Source organism: Psychrobacter sp. NG25, assembly GCF_015234355.1.
Taxonomy (GTDB): domain Bacteria; phylum Pseudomonadota; class Gammaproteobacteria; order Pseudomonadales; family Moraxellaceae; genus Psychrobacter.
This window is the reverse complement of the sequence record NZ_JADGMV010000006.1, coordinates 156,476-173,940: the sequence shown is the minus strand read 5'-3', so window position 1 is coordinate 173,940 and position 17,465 is coordinate 156,476. Positions and strand designations below refer to the sequence as shown.

Annotated in this window: 16 protein-coding genes; 10 read left to right on the top strand and 6 right to left on the bottom strand. The window is 44.3% G+C overall.

Annotated features, from left to right (window positions below; genetic code table 11):
• The first annotated feature begins 306 nt into the window (after nt 1-306).
• Nucleotides 307-1,260, top strand: a complete 954-nt coding sequence (locus IPZ60_RS10595; RefSeq protein ID WP_194197756.1) for a DMT family transporter — start codon at nt 307-309, stop codon at nt 1,258-1,260.
• A gap of 116 nt (nt 1,261-1,376) precedes the next feature.
• Here IPZ60_RS10595 and IPZ60_RS10590 read toward each other — a convergent pair whose 3' ends face one another.
• The 4 genes from IPZ60_RS10590 to IPZ60_RS10575 form a co-directional block, all read right to left on the bottom strand.
• On the bottom strand, nt 1,377-2,123 hold the full coding sequence (locus IPZ60_RS10590; protein WP_110923194.1) for an amino acid ABC transporter ATP-binding protein: 747 nt from the start codon (nt 2,121-2,123) through the stop codon (nt 1,377-1,379).
• A 111-nt stretch (nt 2,124-2,234) separates the two neighbouring features.
• The gene (locus IPZ60_RS10585) at nt 2,235-2,918 is read right to left on the bottom strand and encodes an amino acid ABC transporter permease (protein WP_181416279.1); all 684 of its coding nucleotides are present in this window, start codon (nt 2,916-2,918) and stop codon (nt 2,235-2,237) included.
• Between the two features lie 74 nt (nt 2,919-2,992).
• Nucleotides 2,993-3,829 carry an amino acid ABC transporter substrate-binding protein gene (locus IPZ60_RS10580; RefSeq protein WP_194197755.1) on the bottom strand — a complete coding sequence of 279 codons (837 nt, stop codon included), beginning with the start codon at nt 3,827-3,829 and terminating at the stop codon, nt 2,993-2,995.
• Nucleotides 3,830-4,138: 309 nt separating this feature from the next.
• On the bottom strand, nt 4,139-4,882 hold the full coding sequence (locus tag IPZ60_RS10575) for a UTRA domain-containing protein (RefSeq protein WP_194197754.1): 744 nt from the start codon (nt 4,880-4,882) through the stop codon (nt 4,139-4,141).
• 303 nt (nt 4,883-5,185) lie between these two features.
• Here IPZ60_RS10575 and hutU point away from each other — a divergent pair, with 303 nt between their 5' ends.
• From hutU to hutI, 4 genes are all read left to right on the top strand, one after another.
• Complete coding sequence (hutU, locus tag IPZ60_RS10570; RefSeq protein ID WP_194197753.1) at nt 5,186-6,904, top strand: urocanate hydratase; 1,719 nt, start codon at nt 5,186-5,188, stop codon at nt 6,902-6,904.
• Nucleotides 6,905-6,967: 63 nt separating this feature from the next.
• Nucleotides 6,968-8,530 (top strand): histidine ammonia-lyase, encoded by a 1,563-nt coding sequence (gene hutH / locus IPZ60_RS10565; RefSeq protein ID WP_194197752.1) that lies wholly within the window; start codon nt 6,968-6,970, stop codon nt 8,528-8,530.
• 23 nt (nt 8,531-8,553) lie between these two features.
• Nucleotides 8,554-9,612: a formimidoylglutamase gene (hutG, locus tag IPZ60_RS10560; RefSeq protein WP_194197751.1), complete on the top strand. Its 1,059-nt coding sequence runs from the start codon at nt 8,554-8,556 to the stop codon at nt 9,610-9,612.
• A 110-nt stretch (nt 9,613-9,722) separates the two neighbouring features.
• Nucleotides 9,723-11,012, top strand: coding sequence for an imidazolonepropionase (gene hutI, locus IPZ60_RS10555; protein WP_370463032.1), 1,290 nt, complete (start codon nt 9,723-9,725; stop codon nt 11,010-11,012).
• Between the two features lie 113 nt (nt 11,013-11,125).
• On the opposite strand, the gene IPZ60_RS10550 is transcribed toward hutI, so the two are convergent.
• Together IPZ60_RS10550 and gdhA are read right to left on the bottom strand one after the other, a co-directional pair.
• The gene (locus tag IPZ60_RS10550) at nt 11,126-11,707 is read right to left on the bottom strand and encodes a PepSY domain-containing protein (protein ID WP_194197749.1); all 582 of its coding nucleotides are present in this window, start codon (nt 11,705-11,707) and stop codon (nt 11,126-11,128) included.
• A gap of 308 nt (nt 11,708-12,015) precedes the next feature.
• The gene (gdhA, locus tag IPZ60_RS10545) at nt 12,016-13,362 is read right to left on the bottom strand and encodes an NADP-specific glutamate dehydrogenase (protein WP_194197748.1); all 1,347 of its coding nucleotides are present in this window, start codon (nt 13,360-13,362) and stop codon (nt 12,016-12,018) included.
• Nucleotides 13,363-13,982: 620 nt separating this feature from the next.
• On the opposite strand from gdhA, the gene IPZ60_RS10540 reads away from it, so the two are divergent.
• From IPZ60_RS10540 to IPZ60_RS10520, 5 genes are all read left to right on the top strand, one after another.
• Nucleotides 13,983-14,345, top strand: coding sequence for a roadblock/LC7 domain-containing protein (locus tag IPZ60_RS10540; protein ID WP_194197747.1), 363 nt, complete (start codon nt 13,983-13,985; stop codon nt 14,343-14,345).
• 177 nt (nt 14,346-14,522) lie between these two features.
• On the top strand, nt 14,523-15,017 hold the full coding sequence (locus tag IPZ60_RS10535) for a PAS domain-containing protein (protein WP_194197746.1): 495 nt from the start codon (nt 14,523-14,525) through the stop codon (nt 15,015-15,017).
• A 3-nt stretch (nt 15,018-15,020) separates the two neighbouring features.
• Complete coding sequence (locus tag IPZ60_RS10530) at nt 15,021-15,770, top strand: PhnD/SsuA/transferrin family substrate-binding protein (RefSeq protein ID WP_194197745.1); 750 nt, start codon at nt 15,021-15,023, stop codon at nt 15,768-15,770.
• Nucleotides 15,771-16,015: 245 nt separating this feature from the next.
• Nucleotides 16,016-16,639, top strand: a complete 624-nt coding sequence (locus IPZ60_RS10525; RefSeq protein WP_194197744.1) for a hypothetical protein — start codon at nt 16,016-16,018, stop codon at nt 16,637-16,639.
• Between the two features lie 140 nt (nt 16,640-16,779).
• On the top strand, nt 16,780-17,394 hold the full coding sequence (locus IPZ60_RS10520; protein WP_194197743.1) for a hypothetical protein: 615 nt from the start codon (nt 16,780-16,782) through the stop codon (nt 17,392-17,394).
• Nucleotides 17,395-17,465 lie beyond the last annotated feature (71 nt).

The window sequence follows — 17,465 nt, the reverse complement described above, 5'->3', positions numbered from 1 at the left end:
GTATTGTATTACGTCAGACCATTCACAAAATTTGAGCAGTAAAGAAAACGAGTTCAAGCGCTACTTTTGGTAATGCCTGAATATAGTAGTGCCTGAATAAATTAACACAGTTAACTGTAATTTTCGATTTTGGTATATCATCAGCCCGCAATATCGATATAAGAAAATCTTATTAACTATACATTGGTATGGTTAACGAAGTTGCTGCCGTAGCAGTTTTATAATGATCAGATTTTAGTTACCCAAGAGGCTTGAACAGCCTACAAATTATAAACATTGCGACACTCAAATAAAAAAGAGAACGATATGGCAAACACTGATAGCGCAATGTCGGCGCGGCAGTCATGGATAGGTACCATTCAAATTATTACGGCAGCGGTCTGTTGGGGTACCTTAGGTATATTCTCAACCTACATCAACCAAATGGGCTTTAGCGGTTGGCAGATTACGATTTTGCGTATCGTGACCGCCGCTTTTCTAATTCTAGTTATGCTACCAAAATTATGGCCGCATCTGATTAAGCTCAAACCCAAGCAATGGCTCGGACTGGCGCTCCAGTCTTTGATAGGCGTGCTTGGTATGTCTGTCTGCTATTTCTTTGCGGTGATCTACGTCGGTGCTGGACCAGCTGTCGCTTTGCTCTATACTGCGCCAGTTTTTAGCTTACTGTTCTCAGCATTTTTGCTCAATGAATCTATCACTCGCCAATCAGCATTATTGGCACTCATGGCGGTATTTGGTGTCGGTTTGACGATGCTAGGCGAGCAAGCACAAGTCAACTGGGGTATTTTATTGGGCTTGTCAGCAGGCGTGTGCTACTCCTTATATGGCGTACTCGGCAAGCGTGCTATGCATTATGCTCACCCTGCTCCATTGGTATTTTTCACGTCTATCATCATCAGTGCAGGCGTGCTGCTGCTATTACCAGAGACCTATAATACTTATGAGCAACTATTTAGTCTGCCTCTGCTGACTTGGGGTTATGTCTTAGGGCTGTCTTTACTCGGAACCGTCGTACCTTTTGGGTTGTACATGAAAGCGTTAGAGAAGCTCCCTGCCAGTCGCGCTTCAGTGTTTACGATTTTTGAGCCTCTGACAGCCATTGCCCTTGCCATACTATTACTACATCAATCACTATCTTTGATTCAGTATGTGGGTGTGGTGCTTATTTTACTAGCAGCTTTGTTCAATGCTGTGCTAAATGGTACTGCTATTCGCGTACCAAGTTGGTTAAGGTTAAAGAAACGACAAAAAGTTTAAGCGCTCTGTCTCATTATTTAACATCGCCTACTATCTACGGTTATAAAAAAAAGCCCCAACCATGACATCATGATTGGGACTTTTTTCGCTTAGAACGTCAGTTGATTGTCATAACGCTATGACTTTTCGATACGCTGTAAAAACGCCTGCGTACGAGGATGCACTGATAATTCAAACATCTGCTCAGGGCTGCCTTCTTCGACCACGTGACCATCTTCGATTAGTACCACATGATCTGCGACATCACGAGCAAAATTGATTTCGTGGGTCACAACAACCATCGTCCAACCTTCAGAGGCCAGTTGCTTCATAGTGCCTAAGACATCTTGAACCAGTTCTGGATCAAGCGCAGAGGTCGGCTCATCGAACAACAGCAATGATGGCTCGATAGCAAGCGCACGAGCAATACCGATACGCTGCTGCTGACCACCAGATAGCTGAAACGGATACAAATCTGCTTTATCTGATAGACCAACCTTCTCCAGTAGTGCCAATGCCTGCGTACGGGCTTGCGCTTTGGTCTGACCCTGTACTACTGTAGGCCCAAGCATTAAGTTTTCAATAGCGGTCTTATGTGGAAACAAGTTATAAGACTGAAACACCATGCCAGACTTACGCTGTAGTGCGAGCAACGTTTTCTTTTTAGGCTTAGTAGCAAAGTCTACTGTCAGACTACCATCATCAAAAGCAATGACACCTTGATCAGGAATTTCTAGCGCATTGAGACAACGCAAAAACGTCGTCTTACCTGACCCTGATGGCCCTAATATCACCACCACTTTACCTTTATTGATAGTCAAGTCGATGCCTTTGAGCACCTGATTGCCACCAAAGGCTTTATGAATATTAGTGACTTTGATCATAAAAATTCCTGTTGTACTGGTCTCTATTTGCGACTGTTTATTCTTAAGTGCCCGTATTACTAATGGCTATGTAGCTAATGGTCGTGTAGCTAAGAACTATTCAACCATCACTTATTTTGCCACGTAACGATCTAGCCTAGTTTCAAGCTTGCCTTGAATAAAGGTCAAGAACAGACAAATACCCCAATAAATAATCGCCGCCTCAGTATAAACCAGCATAAACTCATAGTTACGTGCTGTGATAATCTGAGCTTGTTTGAATAGCTCAGTCACCAATACAAGTGAGGCCAAAGAGGTGTCTTTTACCAAACTAATAAACGTATTGGATAGTGGTGGTACTGACACCCGAAGCGCTTGCGGCAAAATGACATGGCGGAAAGTCTGTAGATACGTCAAGCCAACCGTCGAGCCTGCTTCCCACTGCCCTTTTGGAATCGACAAAATAGAAGCACGCACCGTTTCCGATGCATAAGCGCCAATATTGAGCGAAAACGCAATAATCGCTGAAGGAAAGGGATCGAGCTTTATACCAATACTTGGCAAACCATAGAAAATAATAAATAGCTGCACAAGCATCGGTGTACCACGAATCGCCGACACATACACGCGCGCAAGTCGATAGATTACCTCATGGAACCAACTGGCACGCGGTACGATACGAATCAATGCTACTGTCAACGCAATGGCCATACCAATCGCAAATGAGATCAATGCTAGCGGTATCGAGTAATAGATACCGCCTTTGAGCATCGGCCAAAATGATGAGATGACAATCTGCGCTCGATCAGGACTCATGAATGGCAATACTGCCAATAAGTCCGCGAACCATGATGCTGACATTACAGAAGCTGGCATGATAAAACCTGACATTATTTTTGTTGACTTATATCAGCACCAAAGAACTCTTCGCTAAGCTTGGTGAGCGTGCCATCTGCGGTCAATTCTGCCATCGCATCATTTAGTTTTGCTACGACTGCATCATCACCTTTAATCAATACTAAACCTGAACCACGCATCTCGCTAGCAGGAGCCGTCAGTTTGATCTCAAGATCTGCATCTGGGAATTTTTTCAGATAGTCCAATACGGCCAAGTTGTCATTCATCGTAAAGTCAGCACGGTCTTGCTTAACCAATTGAATCGCTTGCGCCATACCATCGACAGGAACGATTTCTGCCTCATAACGTTCTGCTAGCTCACCATAGTTACTGCTGAGTGATTGTGCGGTACGCAAACCCTTTAAGTTATCCCATGAGCTATAACGAGTTTCGTTAGTCGGTGCCAATACTACTGCACCTGACCAGCTATAAGGACTGGCTTTGTCATACTTAGCAAGGCGTTCAGGCGTGGTCAAACTGACTTGGTTGGCAACCATATCGAAACGTCCTGAATCCAAACCTGCCAACATCGCATCCCATTGGGTTTCTTTGAATTCAACGTCTACGCCTAGTTTGTCCGCAACGGCACGTGTCACTTCAACATCATAACCTGTCAGTTTGCCACTCTCATCGTGATACGTGAACGGAGGATAAGTACCCTCTGTACCGACATTGATGGTGCCGCCATTATTGATACGCTGTAGCAAATCAGAACCACCAGTCGCAGTGCTGTCAGTCGCAGTAGTATCGGCATCATTGGTAGTAGACTGATTACAAGCGGCAAGGAACATAGTGCTGGCGGCAAGGGCTAAAAGAGTACGACGTTTCATAAGACGTCCTTATAAGAGTGAATGAATAAAGTGAAAACACATAAAACCAATCAATAGGGAAAAGCCGATATAAGAGACCAGTACAATGACTGCCCTGCAATATTCGGCTTTGGCTGCTCAATTTGAGGTTGTTTAGCCTATTTTTCAATACTGTTTCTGGTTTATTTTTGAATTTTTAACGACTGTTCAATTATTATAGCGCATTCAGTCAATGAAAATTGCTGCTCATTAAATAGCAGCTTACAAACATAGTATCTCAATTTAGACATAAAAAACGTACAAAATCCGTGAGCATGCGAAAGGTAACACCTACAAATCACCCGAAAACTGGTAGCGATCGCCAGCATGCCACATTTTGACAAAGGTGACGACTTGACCAGCCGAATAGGTTTGGCGACACAATACAAGCGTTGGTGACTGCGGTAAGACTTGTAGAAAGTTAGCAATCTCATCAGGTGCGGCCAGCGCTCGGATGGTATAACTACCCCGCTCCAGTGGGCTTTTAGCGATTAAATAATCACTGGTATTGACCACACTAAAATCTTGCTCAATGAACGCTGGCACTTTTGCCGCATCGACCCAACGCTCTTCAAACTGAATAGGCTGACCATCCGCAAAATGAATGATTTTTACTTCATATAGCACAGAGGCTTCACTACTATCCGTGCCAAGACTGCTCTCAACCTTATTAATACCAAAATCACGCCGTAGTTCATCATCGAGCATGTCGGCCGTAATAGCACGCTTACTCACAACCTCTGCTCGGTAGTCACGATTGGCCGACTTCAAGTCCTGTGCGATATTGCGCACTTCAACAAACGTATGGTTGAACTGCTGCTGCGCGACAAACGTTCCCGACCCTTGTCGACGCTCTAATACCCGCTCCTCGCTCAACTCTTTTAGGGCGCGATTCACCGTCATTCGTGACACACCGAACTCTTCAGCAAGTGCCATTTCTGTCGAAATCGCGTTACCTGCTTGCCATTTACCAGAGTGAATATTGTCCAATATGGCATTTTTTATTCGTTGATACGCCGGAACTGTCTTTGTCATATCCGTTTTTAACCGTCAGCTTTACTAAAAATAATAGCCTCATAATATCACGAGACCGCCATGCAGGCCTTAGTCAATATGTCTAAGCGTTTAGTCTTGATCGAGTTAATAACAAAAATAATGCGGCTATCCATAAAAAATACTTGCATGAAAAAAATATCTTTGATAATTTGTATATACAACTTTACGGCAGTATCGATAATCTAGCCAATTTAGCAAGCAGTTAAGTGCACTCTTAGACTGATCGTAAACCATTCACTTTAATTGCCCAATCGACTTAAAAGATTTCACAAGGATTTGACCATGACTACTGATAGCAACAGCAACAAACCTACTCGCCGTGATGAAAGCCGCGAAATCGCCGCGCCCACTGGCAGTACCTTACATTGCAAAAGCTGGCTGACCGAAGCCCCTTATCGCATGCTGCAAAACAACCTGCATCCTGATGTGGCAGAAAACCCAAAAAGCCTAGTTGTTTATGGTGGTATCGGACGCGCAGCCCGCAACTGGGAAAGCTACGATCAAATCTTAGAGTCACTAAAAGAATTAGAAGATGATGAGACGTTGCTAGTACAGTCTGGCAAACCAGTAGGCGTGTTTCAAACACATGAAAACGCACCGCGTGTATTGATTGCTAACTCCAACCTTGTGCCTCGCTGGGCCACGTGGGAGCACTTCAACGAGTTAGATCGCAAAGACCTAATGATGTACGGTCAAATGACCGCCGGCAGCTGGATTTATATCGGTACGCAAGGCATCGTCCAAGGTACGTATGAGACTTTTGTCGAAGCAGGTCGTCAGCATTATGATGGCAGCTGGGCAGGTCGTTGGATTTTGACCGCTGGTCTTGGTGGTATGGGCGGCGCACAGCCACTAGCCGCAACTTTCGCGGGTGCAACCTCATTGAACATTGAGTGTCAGCAGTCTAGTATCGATTTCCGCTTGCGCACTGGTTATGTCGACAAGCAAGCAGACAATCTTGACCACGCTTATGAGCTAATCAAACAACATACTGATGCGGGTGAAGCTGTCTCTATCGCCTTACTTGGTAATGCCGCAGATATATTGCCTGAGATGGTCAAGCGTGCGCACGCTGGTGGCATGAAGCCGGATTTGGTCACCGATCAAACCTCAGCACATGACCTGATTAATGGCTATCTACCAAGCGGCTGGACCGTAGAAGAATGGAAAGCCGCACAAGAAGATTCAGAGCAACATGCAGCACTCACCAAAGCAGCAGCTAAATCTTGTGCCGTACACGTACAAGCGATTTTAGACCTACAGGCGATGGATATTCCAGCGACCGATTACGGTAATAATATCCGTCAGGTTGCTTTTGATGAAGGGGTTAAAGATGCCTTTAACTTCCCAGGTTTTGTCCCCGCTTATATTCGTCCATTGTTCTGTCAAGGTAAAGGCCCATTCCGCTGGGTAGCATTATCAGGTGATCCAGAAGATATCTATAAGACCGATCAAAAAATCAAAGAGCTATTCCCAGAAAACCAACATATCCATCGCTGGTTAGATATGGCAAAAGAGCGCATTCAGTTCCAAGGCTTGCCTGCCCGTATCTGCTGGTTAGGGCTTGGTGAGCGTGATAAAGCAGGTTTGGCATTTAATGAAATGGTAAAAAACGGTGAGCTAAAAGGCCCTATCGTCATTGGTCGCGACCATTTAGACACAGGCTCTGTTGCCAGTCCAAACCGCGAAACCGAAAGCATGAAAGATGGTTCAGACGCAGTATCTGACTGGGCATTATTAAACGGCATGCTCAATGTGGCAGGTGGTGCCACTTGGGTATCACTACATCATGGTGGCGGCGTTGGCATGGGCTACTCACAGCACTCAGGCATGGTCATCGTCGCGGATGGTACTGACGCCGCAGCCAAACGCTTATCGCGTGTATTAGTCAATGACTGCGGCTCAGGGGTTATGCGTCACGCCGATGCAGGTTATGAGTTAGCAATCAAAACAGCGAAAGATTATGGATTGAATTTGCCAATGATTAAAATGATTAAGTAGTTTGAACTACCTTAATATTATAAAAACAAACAATTATATGACTATGCAACTAGGATTACCCCTATGAACGACATCAAACAACTAACCCTACACCCTCGCCAGCTTAGCTTTAAGATGCTACGTGATATCTACGAGCAGCCTGTCATATTGACACTACCTGAGAATGCTTATAAGGCAATAGATGCTTCGCACGAAGATGTACGAACCATCATTGCACGAGATAAAAGCGCTTACGGTATTAATACGGGTTTTGGCCTATTGGCAAAGACGCGTATCAGTGATGACCAACTTGAGCTACTTCAGCGCAACCTAATTGTTTCTCACTCTGTGGGCACTGGTGAAGCATTACCAGATGGCGTGGTACGACTGATTATGGTGATGAAAGTTGCCAGTCTGGCGCAAGGTGTCTCTGGCGTACGTCGCGAGGTAGTAGATAGTTTACTGGCCTTAATCAACAATCAAATCACGCCAAATATCCCAGCCAAAGGATCAGTTGGTGCATCTGGTGACTTAGCACCGTTGTCACACATGACACTTGCGATGATGGGCGAAGGTGATGTCTTTGTCGCTGGTAAAAAAGTGCCAGCTGCTGATGCCCTAGCGCAACATGGACTTAAGCCTATTACTCTTGCAGCCAAAGAAGGCCTTGCGCTTATCAACGGTACGCAAGTCTCAACTGCGCTAGCGTTACGTGGTTATTTTTTAGCACGTGATTTACTTGAGACTGCGACCATTGTAGGCTCACTATCAATTGATGCTGCAAAAGGCTCGGATTCACCATTTGATGCGCGTATTCATGAAGTACGTGGTCATCATGGTCAAATTGAAATCGCTAAGGCACATCGTCAGCTAATCAAAGGCAGTGCCATTCGTGCCTCACATGATGGCGAGCAGGATGATCGAGTTCAAGACCCTTACTGTTTACGCTGCCAGCCGCAAGTCATGGGTGCCTGTCTTGATATCATCAACCAAGCAGGTAAAACGCTATTAATTGAATCTAATGCGGTGACAGACAACCCACTTATTTTCAACAACGAAGATGGTCCTGTCGCCATATCAGGTGGTAACTTCCATGCTGAGCCTGTCGCCTTTGCCGCTGATATTTTAGCCTTGGCAATCGCCGAGATTGGCTCTATGTCTGAGCGCCGTGTGGCTTTGCTTATCGATGCGACTCTATCAGGTGGTCTGCCACCATTCTTAGTAGATAACGCTGGGGTAAACTCAGGCTTTATGATTGCCCATGTGACCGCCGCAGCACTGGCTTCAGAAAACAAATCTATCGCTCATCCCGGTAGCGTCGATAGTATCCCGACTTCTGCCAATCAAGAAGACCATGTGTCAATGGCCACCTATTGCGCACGCCGCCTATACGAGATGGCACAAAACACTGCCACCATTATCGGTATTGAACTATTAGCTGCTGGTCAAGGTATCGATTTCCATCGCGGATTAGACACCTCAGAGCCGTTGACAGTCGCACATCAGAAACTACGTGAGCAAGTGACTTTCTATGATAAAGATCGCTACCTTGCCCCTGATATTGAAGCAGCTAAACAGTTGGTATTAGACGGTACGCTTGCTGAACATTGGCAGTCACTACGCAGCGATTGGTACGAGTCTAAATAAATATTAATGTGCAGAGAGCAGCGATGACAATAGCGAGAGCAACAGCAACGACTGCCACTCACATTAGCCATACACCTGCTAATATGACCAAGTGGACAGGCCGTGCAGAGCCTTTTGAGACGGCACGCGCCCGCTATTGGTATCAGCTTGCTCAGCCTTACGAGGATCAGCATATTGGGCTAATTGGTTTTGCCTGTGATCAAGGCGTCAGACGTAATCAAGGCCGCGTGGGTGCTAGAGCTGCTCCGCCATTGATTCGTCGAGCTTTTGCTACGCTGCCAGTCATTGCTAATTTACAACAACGTTTTGATGGTCAATTATCAACCTTATTGGGTGATGCTGGCGACATTCATTGTGATGATAATGATGGCTTTGCCGAGAGCATCCTTGAGCAAGCTCAGATCAAATATGCCGATGCAGTGAGCAATGTTATCAAACAGGGTGGTCTACCCATCGGGCTTGGCGGTGGTCATGCCATTGCTTATGGTAGCTTTTTGGGATTATGGCAGGCATTAGAAAATACAAGCGAAGCAAATATCAGCACGAACACAGTGCCTACTATCGGAATTATTAATTTTGATGCCCATCTTGATATTCGTCAGTCTGATGTAGCGACCTCTGGGACACCATTTCGCCAAATTGCCGAACATCTTGACGCACATAATCAGCCTTTTCACTATTGTTGTATCGGCGTCAGTCGGTTCTCTAATACGGCAGCGCTTTTCGATCGTGCTGAGCAATTGGGCGTACAGGTTATCAGTGATGAAGACTGTCATTATCAGCCTTGGGACACACTTGCTGAGCGGGTCAAAAGCTTTGTAGATCAGGTCGATATAATATATCTAACCATCGATATGGACTGCTTACCATCTAGTGTCGTCCCAGGTGTGAGTGCACCTGCCGCCTTTGGCATTGAGCTGGGTTTCGTTGAGCGTATGGTTAAAACCATCATGGCTACTGGCAAAGTAAAAATGGCAGACATTGCTGAGATTAATCCTACTTTTGACATTGATAGTCGTAGCTGCAAAGTTGCTGCTCGCTTACTAGCCACTATTGTAGAGCAGCACTTACTTAGCGCTTAGATCTTGCCAACAAAGATCACTGACCTCACAAAAATCAGGAGCATATTATGAATGAATCAAAGAACTCCGTATTGAAAAACCCTACAGAACAGACGCTCGACGAATCTACTATGACATCATTTGACCATGTCATTATTAACGCCAATATCGCCACCTTTTCAGCGCGGCATGGTTTTGGTATTGAGACAAGTAATGATGAAAATGAGCATGCTGATAGCATCCCATACGGTCAGTTAGAAAAGGCGGCTATCGGTATTAAAGACGGTAAAATCGCTTGGGTTGGCACGCACGATCAAATCACTGCTCATTTGTCTAAATATCAAGCTAGCCAAATCACAGATGTGGATGGTCGATGGATAACCCCAGGGCTTATCGATTGTCATACGCATATCGTTTATGGTGGCAACCGTAGCAATGAATTTGAAGCGCGTTTGCAAGGCGTTAGTTATCAAGATATAGCTGCACAAGGCGGCGGTATTGTCGCGACGGTCAGTGCTACCCGTGCTGCCAGTATTGAATCGCTATTTACACAAAGTGAAAAACGTTTAATCGCACTTATGAAAGAAGGTGTCACCAGTATCGAAATCAAGTCTGGCTATGGCTTGGACTTAGACACTGAGCGAAAAATGCTCACGGTCGCCCGTCAGCTAGGAGAAAAATACGACATTCATGTGAGCACCACTTACCTAGCGGCGCATGCCCTACCACCTGAATACAAGTCTCACATGCAGGACCGTGCGGACGACTATATCGAGCAAGTTTGCGAGTGGCTACCGATATTGCATTCAGAAGGTTTGGTCGATGCGGTTGATGGCTTTTGTGAAAACATCGCCTTTAGCACAGAGCAAATTAGGCGTGTTTTTGAGGTAGCTCGCTCATTAAGTCTACCAGTGAAACTACACTCTGAGCAACTGTCTGATATCGGCGGAAGTGCTTTGGTCGCTGAATATAAAGGCTTATCTAGCGACCATCTAGAGCATTTATCAGAAGAAGACATCAAAAAAATGGCCGCGAGCAATACGGTTGCCGTGATATTGCCAGGGGCATTTTATACGTTACGTGATACCAAGCTGCCACCCATTGAAGCATTACGTAAGCACCAAGTCCCTATAGCGATTTCAACCGACTGTAATCCTGGTACCTCACCGTTAACATCCCTTTTACTGACGATGAATATGGGCTGTACGTTGTTTTACCTGACGCCCGAAGAAGTATTGGCAGGCTCGACCGTCTATGCGGCACAGGCTTTAGGACTATCTAATAAGGGTAAAATAGAAATGGGCTGTGATGCTGATTTAGCACTATGGGATATCGCCCGTCCTGCTGACTTGGCCTATCAGATGGGGCTGAATCCTATCCAAGGCATTATGGTTCAAGGTAAATGGCGCGAGACAATGTAATCAACCTACCTTTATTTATCGCTATTAAAAAAGCCACTAGCTGATATGTTCAGCTAATGGCTTTGGTTTGGTCTGTTTGAACGTTGCTATTCACGTTGTTATTAACATTGCTACTAGCGCTTATATTTGTTGGCAAACGTCTCGCCTGTATTGGCGTCGATGTTAATACTGACGATCTCATTACCTTTTAATAAGTCCACTTTGTAATATAAAGGATGATCACTGTAATCACGATCTGCTTCAAACTCGACTTCTAATGTCATACCGCCTATTTTTTTCTCAGCGATACCTATCGCACTCATGACGTTTACTTTCACAAGGCGCTGTACATTGTAATCGTTGATATCATCACGATCTAACCGTTCAGTATCAGTGCTGACAACTTTCCCCGTAATAGCATCAACGATCACTTCATAGCTATCGCTAGCCGTGCTAAATTCTATTTCGTATACACCGTTTTCTGTATCATCGTCGTCCTCATCATAATCAGCGCTGATGAGCATACCTGATACATGTTCGGTTGCGATAGTGATCGCTTGCTTTAAGCCAACCTTATTACCTTTTGCTGCTTTCACTTCGGTAGATAGATTTGTTTGAGCGGCTATGACAGTCGTGCTCATGACACCTGCGGTTAGTGCGACTGCTAGGCCTGCACCTAAAGTGGTCAACTGCATCTTTTTAGACAGTTTTTCCATTATCTTATCTCCTTCACTGATGACTTACTTTTTTAGCCAAGTGCTTACTTTTCATTATCAATAGACGTTGGCTTCGTTATTCGTAGGTACATGTTAGCGAGGTTTTCTACTCGCTGTAGGATGAAAAAGTATCAAAGTGTAATTACTTTGTTTGGACAATCAATCTAAATACATCACCTATAGAAACGTTTACTTTCGAGTAGTCATTGCTATTTTTTCAAAAAAAATACTGCGTTTGTCTCAAGAGGATAAACGCAGTATTGGTTATTGCAATGATCAGATGAGGCTATGAGTTATATAGTAGAGCCTTAGTTCAAAATACCAAAAGCGACCAACGCATCAGCCACACGTTTGAAACCAACCATATTGGCACCAGCCATATAGTCGACATAACCATTATCAGTTTGACCATATTGTTCTGAAGCATTCGCAGCACTGTCGTGGATATCTTTCATAATACCTTTTAGACGCTCATCGACTTGCTCAAAGGTTTGATACTGACGGACAGAGTTTTGCGACATTTCAAGCGCAGATACTGCTACCCCGCCAGCGTTAGCGGCTTTACCAGGTGCATAATGGACACGGTGCAAACGGATATGATCAATCGCTTCAGCAGTGAGCGGCATATTAGCGCCTTCAACCACGTACTTCACACCATTTTCGACGAACAGTTTGGCATCAGATTCATTGACTTCATTTTGAGTAGCACATGGAATCGCAATATCAGCCTTAAACTGCCACGGTTTTTGTTTAGCAAGCCACTCTCCACCATAGACTTCAACATACTCTGCCAATGGTTTGTTCTGCTGTTTTTGTTTTTTGAGCCAATCGATTTTTTCTTGATTGAAACCTTTTTTATCATGCAACGTCCCTTGTGAATCAGAGACCGTTATTGCCATACCACCAAGTGCATTCACTTTTTCGGCAGCGTGCAATGAGACATTACCTGCCCCTGATATCAGAACCTTTTTGCCCTTGAGCGTGTCATTTTGAGCGAGAAGCATATTTTCTAAGAAATATACCGCACCATAGCCAGTCGCTTCTGTACGCATCAAGCTGCCGCCGAAGCCAACGCCTTTACCAGTGATAACACCTGTTGATTCGCGTGTTAAATTTTTATACATCGCAAACATGTAGCTGACTTCTCGACCACCGACGCCGATATCACCGGCAGGCACATCCATATCTTTGCTCACATAATGATGCAGCTCACGCATAAAGGCGTAGCAAAAACGGCGAATTTCACTGTCCGTTTTACCTTTAGGGTCGAAATCTGACCCACCTTTACCGCCACCAATAGGCAGTCCAGTTAGGGCATTTTTAAAGATTTGCTCAAAGCCTAAGAACTTTAATACCGACTGATTGACGGTAGGATGGAATCTAAGACCGCCTTTATAAGGGCCTAAAGCATTGCAGAACTGCACACGCCAGCCACGATTGACTTGCACGTCGCCTTTATCATCTTCCCAGTTGACACGAAAACCAAATACCCGATCAGGCTCCACCAAACGCTCAAATACTTTCAATGCACTATATTCAGGATGAGCATCATATAAAGGTTGAATCGTAATCGCCACCTCTTTTACTGCTTGAATAAACTCTGGCTGATGCGCATAACGTGCTTCGATTTTTTCGATGGCCTGACTGATACTCATACATCTCTTCCTTAGGATAAAACTGGGGATCATATTTACTTACGTCAACGTCGCGTGATGTCACAACGGATAATGAGATTGCGAACACTGATGTAAAACTGAAATCATCCCTACAACACGTTAGCGTCTGTAGAGACAGATGGGATTAAAAAAGCTGACTGGATTTGTATATCTATATCGAATTGATAAGTGTCAATATTTTTCGTCTTATAACTATATATCATCCTTAATATACATAAGTCTAGTAAATACCTCCATCATAGAAACATATAAGCAATTTTCGTTAGCTAAATCTAGGCTGCACTGTTTGATAGAAACTCTAGACACCGATTGATGGTTATTCAGATAGTGTTTCTGATCAAAAATATAAATAATTAGGCCAACTCTTTCATCATTTCCTTACTGAAGGTAATGGATTACTATCAAATTCCTTTAGAAACCAAGGATAAAAGGCAGATATTCGATGCTAAACGGCAAAAAATTATAAAAATGTCATTTTTTATTGAGCAAATGTATATCAATATCATTAGTAAGGAGTTAGAATACCTTTCTTAAAGCAAGGATATAGTTAACCAGTTTTTTTACTTAAACAACCCACCACTTATCATAGAGAAAGCGATATGCGTACAGACTCATTTCAACAGATATTGGAAGACTTAAACAGCTCATCAGCAGATGTTGAAGCATCTGCCCTAATCTCTAACGATGGTCTGATGATTGCTTCAGCTCTACCAGCTGGCGTTGATGAAGACCGTGTGGGTGCTATGTCAGCGGCATTATTATCGTTAGGTGACCGTGCAGGCCGTGAGTTGGCACGTGGTAGTATCGATCGTATTATGATTCAGGGTGAAAAAGGCTACGTTATTATGACGTCATCAGGAGATGAGGCGGTACTCACTATTATGGCAAAACCAAATGCCAAGCTTGGTTTGATATTCTTAGATATCAAACGTGCCTCGGAAGCCCTTGCAAAGCTCATTTGATCGGCGACTGCTTATTGAATTTATTAGCCTTTTAATTACTATAAACATAGTCGGTTCAATATAATTTGGATACAAGGAAGCCGGGTGACAGTACTACAAGTAGTAGACTAAGCAAGGCTGATACCGTATTCAATTTATAAAGAATTAACTACATAACGACCAATGAAGGAGATGACCATGGGTTCTCCAATCCCTGATGCACACAAGCCTGATATGCCTGCCGAACAGCTTACCTTAACTTACCACGATGGCACGTCGCGTACTGTCTATGACACTGGTATCGAACGCCCTTATCCAGATGGCAAATTGATTGTATCGCGTACCGATTTGGATGGCATACTGACACACGTCAACGATGCTTTTGTTGAGATTAGCGGTTACCATGTCGATGAATTGATTGGCCAGCAGCATTATATTTTGCGCCATCCTGACATGCCAAAAGCGGCTTATAAAGATCTGTGGGACACTGCCACAGCAGGACAAAAATGGCATGGCTACGTCAAAAACTTATGCAAAGATGGTAGTCATTATTGGGTCTATGCAACCGTCGTACCTAACGTTCGTCATGGCGAAACCGTAGGCTATACCTCCGTACGACGCAAGCCATCACGCAGCAAAATCGAAGCGGCAATGGTGCAATATGCCCAAATGAAACAAAATGAGGAAGGCTAAATCATGACGACACACAATATGTTAATCGCCCCAGATTTTTCGCCTGAGCGTTTTGCAGGCTGGCACATGTTCAATACGTTGATTCAAAAACGTGCCAACTTAAATATGCACTTGAATATCCCCGCATCACATGCTGAACAAGAGCAAGTCATTCATGCTGGTGACATTCAGGTCATTTACGCCAACCCTTTTGATGCAGCCACCCTAATCCGTGAGCAAGGCTACCGTGCCATCGCCCGCCCTATCGGAAAGTCTGATGAGATGGTCATTGCCGCTGCTGCAAATAGCGACATTAACCACTTAGAAGACATTAAAGCTGGCGCTACAGTCGCCATGGCAGACAACCGAGATGTCAAACTGATTGGCTTACGATTACTAGAAGCCGTTGATATCGAAGAATCTGATCTGACATGGGATGTCACTGAAACCTATCAGGCAGCTGCCCGTAAAGTCATTAAAGGGGATGCCCAAGCTGCTTTCTTCTTGGCAGAGATTTTTCATAGCCTTTCGCGGTTGACCAAGACTCAGCTCTCCGTACTTATCGAAAGTGACTTGGCTGACATCAGCCACGTGCTACTTATTAAAGACGACTTCCTTGATGCGAAAATCTTTATAGAAGCCATTCTCAATCTGCACAATGATGATGATGGTAAAGAAGCCTTAGCCGAACTTGGTATGCCTCAAGGGTTTGAAGCGATGACTGAAGAAGATGCCGAATTTATGATAGATTTGATGCAGACGTTGCTGGACTAATTACTGGGCTACATACGCAAGAGAGGACAGGTAAGAGCACTACAAGTAAGAGCACTATAAACAGTAGACTGAACGGGCCTGACAATCTATCTGATTTATATGGAACTGAATGTAGTTGAATTCAAATAATTTCGATACAAGGAAACCGAGTCCAAGTGATACATTAGTACGCTTAGCGAGGATGACGATGTAGCGGATTTATATGAATTTGACTATGTAGCGACCGTGACTCAAAGGATATTGTTATGTCTGATTCAGATCTTATTAAAGAAAACGAGATGGAAGCGCGGCGAGTATTCCGCTTATACTCGCGTAAAGTGTTTTTGGCACCCAACAACCGTCATTTTCATGAACAACGCATCAATGCGGCGCTACTATTGACCGAGAGAGAGCCGCTGCAAGGCGCTGTTGCAGACTTCTTTTATGGCTGCTGGTATGACATTCCTTATGATGTGAATAACCTGTTCATTCGTGTCAAAGATCGCCTGTATCCTCATATTCAACAAGGGTTCCGCGACTGTATTGACAAAAAAAGATATATTCAACGCAATAGTATGCTCGCGACCCGTTGGAGTGTATTGATATCACCGTCTCTCAATGAGAAAAAACAACGACTACGTATCAGTAGCGATGATGCCAAGGAAATCTCCAAAGAAATTACAGCCGAGCTGATGCAAGCACGTACTAATGAGGATTGGGGTACGATTGAGCAAGTCGAAAACGAGTTCTTTGCACACTGTATCGCTCGCAATGATCGACTTGCCTTTTCCTTAGTGTGGTTTCGCTTGGGTAAAAGTGACTGGCAATTCGATGCGCGTTGGAATAACTGTCAACAGCGCCTTGATCAAACTATAGTCAAATCCATATAAATTCGCTACATCGTCTTCCTCGCTAAGCATACTAATGTATAACTTGGACTCGGTTTCCTTGTATCAAAATTATTTGAATTCAACTATATGAAAACCTAATTTATCGCCACTCTATAACCTTCATCATAATGGTAGCTGCTATGTCTTCTTATTTAAATGCTGATAAAACGTATCTGACTCTAACCCCAGCCGGTATTTTTGAGGCATTTTCACAAGGCGAACCCACTGAGGAGCAGCTATCACTACAAGACTTGTTATCCTATGCGCAGACGTTACTCGCTGCCGACTGGCTCGAACGTTACTCTGATGAATGGCTGCAAAATTTCATAGAACAAGGTTGGATTGAGAAACTGTCTCTCCTGTTACCAGCGCCCAATCTGCCACTAGATCAGTTTTTGCCTTATGTGGTTGCCAGCTTATCGGGCAAACGCCGCGCTGCCATTGGCTCTGATGAAGGGTTTTGCTTGGCACGTATTGGCTACAGCCAAGAAGAAGCAGATATGCTTAGTGTCGCGGCGGCTGATTTTTCAGGATTTATGCTACGACAAAAGCAACGCGGATGGGCCGTAGAAAGCCAAGCGATCTCATTCTTTCAGCAGGTCGACCTGCTCATCCCTGAGACCAGTTTTGTATTCTTATGGATTGATAGCTCAGGCTATGTGCTCATAATTGATGGTGAGCCTTTGACGAATAGTCGCGCCTTTGTAGAGCTAGTATGGGCACTCAAAACCTCTGGATTGAGGTTTCTTAACTAGGGCGCGTCCTCATATTTAGCGCATCCTACACTACTTATTTTTTCCACTTTTATTATGGGTCTATTATTTAC